This is a genomic window from Caballeronia humi, assembly GCF_001544475.1.
Lineage (GTDB): Bacteria > Pseudomonadota > Gammaproteobacteria > Burkholderiales > Burkholderiaceae > Caballeronia > Caballeronia humi.
This window is the reverse complement of sequence record NZ_FCNW02000129.1, coordinates 1-4,367: the sequence shown is the minus strand read 5'-3', so window position 1 is coordinate 4,367 and position 4,367 is coordinate 1. Positions and strand designations below refer to the sequence as shown.

At 61.5% G+C, this 4,367-nt stretch carries 3 protein-coding genes and 2 pseudogenes; 1 reads left to right on the top strand and 4 read right to left on the bottom strand.

What is annotated here, in order from left to right; translation table 11 throughout:
• Nucleotides 1–132 precede the first annotated feature (132 nt).
• Nucleotides 133–258 (top strand): hypothetical protein, encoded by a 126-nt coding sequence (locus AWB65_RS37715; protein ID WP_268808283.1) that lies wholly within the window; start codon nucleotides 133–135, stop codon nucleotides 256–258.
• Nucleotides 259–284: 26 nt separating this feature from the next.
• Here AWB65_RS37715 and istB read toward each other — a convergent pair whose 3' ends face one another.
• The 4 genes and pseudogenes from istB to AWB65_RS34250 all read right to left on the bottom strand — a co-directional run.
• Nucleotides 285–1,136 carry an IS21-like element helper ATPase IstB gene (gene istB / locus AWB65_RS34265; RefSeq protein ID WP_087671193.1) on the bottom strand — a complete coding sequence of 284 codons (852 nt, stop codon included), beginning with the start codon at nucleotides 1,134–1,136 and terminating at the stop codon, nucleotides 285–287.
• A pseudogene (locus AWB65_RS34260) lies at nucleotides 1,133–2,092 on the bottom strand (IS21 family transposase); the annotation flags it as partial. The gene istB and the pseudogene AWB65_RS34260, both read right to left, overlap by 4 nt.
• 295 nt (nucleotides 2,093–2,387) lie before the next feature.
• Nucleotides 2,388–3,407 carry an IS110 family RNA-guided transposase gene (locus tag AWB65_RS34255; RefSeq protein WP_087671192.1) on the bottom strand — a complete coding sequence of 340 codons (1,020 nt, stop codon included), beginning with the start codon at nucleotides 3,405–3,407 and terminating at the stop codon, nucleotides 2,388–2,390.
• Between the two features lie 123 nt (nucleotides 3,408–3,530).
• Nucleotides 3,531–4,115 (bottom strand): annotated as a pseudogene (locus AWB65_RS34250) (IS21 family transposase); the annotation flags it as partial.
• Nucleotides 4,116–4,367 lie beyond the last annotated feature (252 nt).

Below are 4,367 nucleotides of genomic sequence, written 5' to 3'. Positions count from 1 at the left end.
CGCCTGCATCCTGACGGGTAACAAATTACATGAGGCAACGACCCTCGCGTGGTAGCAAAAAACCTGAGTCAATGCGGCGGGTGTCGCGCGACAATCAAGCTGAAGCGGTCAGTCGATGAGGATTGCTGTGTAATGATGATGCCGCAGTTGGTCTGGCTGCGCGACAATCAGGATGAGAGCGTGGTGGCGTGGAAGGTGATTCCTGGGTTGATTGACGCCGGCTCGCTTTGCCTGCGAGCCGCGCGTCAATCAGGATGAGAACAGCGGGTCATTCGGTCATTCGGTCATTCGGTGAGGTCGATGCCGTGCTGATCCTCCTGTATCGGTGGCACGCCAACGTTCTTTGGTGTCGCTCTACTGGCCGGGCGTCCCGGTCCCTGCTGCTTGCGCTGCAGGGCAGTACGGCGACGGAAGCTTTCGACGTTCAGCTCAAAGATGGTCGAGTGGTGGACCAGCCGGTCGACGGCGGCCACCGTCATGGCCCGGTCGGGGAAAACCTTGTCCCATTCGCCGAACGGCTGGTTGGCCGTTATGCAAAGGGAACGGTGCTCATACCTGGCGCTGATGAGCTCGAACAGCACCGACGTCTCTGCCTGATCCTTGCTGACATATGCGAAGTCGTCCAGGATGACCAGGTCGAAGCGATCCAGCCGGTTGATGGCGGACTCCAGCGCGAGCTCGCGGCGCGCGACCTGCAACCGTTGCACGAGGTCGGTAGTGCGAGCGAAGAAGACCTTCCAGCCCTTCTCCAGCAGGCTCAGTCCGATCGCCGACGACAAGTGCGATTTGCCCCCTCCGCTAGGCCCTAGAAGAATCAGGTTGGTGCCGTTACGCAACCAGCCGTCGCCCGCGCAAAGCGCCGAGACGTGCGCGCGCGACACCATTGGCACCGCGTCAAAATCGAAGTTCTCCAGTGTCTTGCCCGGCAGCAGCTTTGCGTCCCTGAGGTGACGTTCGACTCGGCGTCGATCGCGCTCGGCGATCTCGTGTTCGGCCAGCGTCATCAGCAGGCGCGCTGCCGGCCAGCCTTCCGTGTCGGAGCGCTCGGCAAAGCTGGACCAGATCTGCTTGATGGCGGGCAGCCGCAAATCGTTGAGCAGCAGCGACAGGCGGGTGGCGTCGATGTCGAGGCTCATGCCGTCACCTCCGTTGCCATATCGTCAAGCAGGGCTTCGTAGTCGCTCAGCGGTGCTAGCTGGACGTTCACCTCCGGCATGCTGTTCGTGCGCTTCGCTTCGAAACGCGAACACAGTGCGTCCAGGTCGGGTAACTGCCCATCGTCCAAACACTGCTGCAGCGCCTGGGCCAGTTGCGCTTCGCAGTTGTGCTCGTGGGCCAGGCTGAGCAGTTCAACCATGGTCCTGCATGCCTGGCGCTGCGGTAGCTGCTCAAGCAGTCGATCGAAGGTCAGTCGATACGCCTCGCGCGGAAAGATCTGATCGCGGTAGACCAGATTGAGCAGCGCCATGGGCTTGCGGCGCAGCGCGTGGATGACGTGCCGGTAGTTGATGACGTGGCCGTGCTTGCCATTGGGGCCCGCGCGGCCGCGCTGCAGTGTCATCAGGGCCGTGCCGCCCAGAAACAGTTCCAGCCGGTCGTCGTACAGCCGTACGCGCAGGTGATGGCCGATCAACCGTGACGGGACGGTATAGAACACCTTGCGCAGGACAAAGCCGCAGGTGGTCGTGACGTACACGCGCGTTTCCTCGTAGTCGCACGTACGCTGGACCGGAAGCGGCTGAAGCAGTGCCCGCTCGAGCTCAATGCGTTTGCCATTACGCGCGTTGATTCGACCGACGATCTCGTCGATGAAGCAGCGATAGGAACCGAGATTGTCGAAGTCGCGACTGCCGCGCAGAAGCAACGCATCACGCACTGCGCTCTTGAGGTGGCCATGAGGGCTCTCGATGGAGCCGTTCTCGTGGGCAACGCCACGGTTGTTGCGTGTGGGCTGCATGCCGTAGTGGGCGCACAGTGCATCGTAACGCGTGGTCAGATCCTTGCGCGCGTCGGCATCGAGATTGCGGAACGCCGCCGACAGGCTGTCGCTGCGATGCTCGCGCGGCGCGCCCCCGAGTGCCCAGATGGCGTTTATATGGACGCCGCCCGTTTGCAAAGGACTTCGAGGGGTCTGACGTGACAGGAACGGCTGCGGGTTTATATCCGGCCTTGTTGCAGCGGGTATTGTCGCTGCGGGCCTCTATGGATTCAGCTGACTCGCGCCTCATTTCTGCATCGAGCTCAAGGCTCTTCGCCATCTCCAGGTTTAGCGAGTCCCGGTCCGACCTGTTTTGCCATCACTCTGAAGTACCTGCGCAACCTTTTGACGTTCCATCCTCCGACTACAAAGTTGACTTGACCTACATCCGGAATTTGCTCGTGCTCCTTTATACCGGCCTGGCGCTCACGTACCCGTCCTGATAAGGGCGCCCGTGTGCCAGGATGGCCCAGATGATACGGGCCATCTTGTTCGCGAGTGCGACGATCACGACATTCAGTGGTCGCCGCTTTTTCATCTGCTCGATCCATGGATCATGCTGTTTTGGACTGCTGACAACACTGCGGGCGCCGTGAATCAGGAGCATGCGGAGATAGGTATCGCCCCGCTTGCTAATGCCTAGCAACATAAGTTTCCCGCCGGATCCCACCTGCTTTGGCACCAATCCGATGCAGGCAGCGAACTCCCGCCCGGAACGGAAGGTTTTCGGGTCGCCGATTGTCGCGACGGCGGCCGTCGAGGTCAGCAAGCCTACGCCGGGAATCTCGGCAATTGCCCTGACGTCTCTGTCTTCCTTTTTCCATTCGCGCATCCGTCGCTCGATCGCGGCGATCTGCCCGTCCAGCGCGCTTAATCCGTTCCACTGCTCACGCAGCGTGTCGATCAGCGCGGCCGGCAGGCGATCGGCGACCCGGGCCAGCACGTCCGGTATTGCCCTGTCCAGGGAGAGCCGCCCCTTGCCCATGACTTGGCCGTATTCGGTGAGCAGCCCGCGTAGTGCGTTGATCTGCATCGTGCGGAATTTGACCAGCTGCTCACGCATTCGGTGCAGCGCCAGCATCGCTTGCTGCATCTCGGTCTTGACCGCGACCGGCTTGCCCGGTTGCTGTACTGCGAGCCAGATCGCACGGGCGTCGGCGGGATCCTTCTTGTTGCGTATATTGAAGGCCTTCACGTATTGCCCTGACATCAGCTTGACCTGATGCCCCATCGCGGTGAGCAGCCTCGCCCAGTGCTGCGAACCGCCAGACGCCTCCATGCCGATCAGGCATGGCGCGCGATTCGCAAAGTAGGCGAGAAACTTCGCCCGTTTGATCGGCTTGTTGACGATTTCTCCGGTCTCTTCGTCGACGTGGTGTACCTGAAAGACGTTTTTCGCGATGTCGATACCAACTGGCGTAAGTTTCATGATCGACCCTCTCGGTTTGCGTAGGAACATGTGGATGATCCTCCAACCTCTTTTTGCGCGCCCGCCGGTCTGTGCGGGGCCACCTTCCTTGTCTCTGCTGATTCCAGCTACCGCAGGCTATCCGCGTGGTGAGCGGCGTCCATACCATTTCTGCAGCCCTTCAGCCAGCGCGACATAGCTCTCGCCGCCGAGAATGACGTGAGCGTGCTCAAAGCCTGAGCAGGCCAGCCGGAAGTGATAAAGGCGGTGGTCAAGCGCGGCACCCGCCACGGTGACGCCCAGGCTGTCCATCTCGGTGAAGTCGGACAACCCGAGGCGACCGGGTTCGTGTACCTGACGGAACATAACGTCATGCTCCTCGCCATGGAGTGCGCGCCAGTCGCGGATACGACGCTCCAGTGTGCGGCGCACGTTGCCCGGGAGGTCGGGATGGCGCCGAAGCATCTCGTCCAGTACGGCTATAGGCCGGATGCCGGGAGCGGACTGGAGCAGCGGCACGATCTCGGTGTCAAAGATTGCCGCCAGGGGATCGGGACGGCGACGCGCACGTGGTGCCTTCTTCTGCGATGGCAGTCGCCGGTCCTGATCGATGCGATAACCCGTGGCGGCGCTGAACCCGGCGCGCGCAGCCGCTTGAGCTGGTCCTTCCTTGAGTCTGTACTTCATGTAGAGCCTCATCTGATGGTCGTTGATGTGTCGGCCGGGCAACTCAGCCTCCCTTCGCTACATGGAAGAGCTGTTCATACCCGATTTACCGCGACCACCGATAAGGCACCCCGGCAGCGGGGCGGACTCCTCGGCGCAGCGTTGCGGCAACGGTTCCGGGCTACGCCCTCCACCGCTGCCGCAACACCATTACTCTCATCCTGATTGACGCGCTGCTCCGCATTGACTCAGGTTTTTTGCTACCACGCGAGGGTCGTTGCCTCATGTAATTTGTTACCCGTCAGGATGCAGGCG

Coding starts and splice junctions, on each gene's coding strand:
- AWB65_RS34255 (WP_087671192.1), bottom strand. CDS start 3,407: ATGAAACTTACGCCAGTTGGTATCGACATCGCGAAAAACGTCTTTCAG.
- AWB65_RS37715 (WP_268808283.1), top strand. CDS start 133: ATGATGATGCCGCAGTTGGTCTGGCTGCGCGACAATCAGGATGAGAGC.
- istB (WP_087671193.1), bottom strand. CDS start 1,136: ATGAGCCTCGACATCGACGCCACCCGCCTGTCGCTGCTGCTCAACGAT.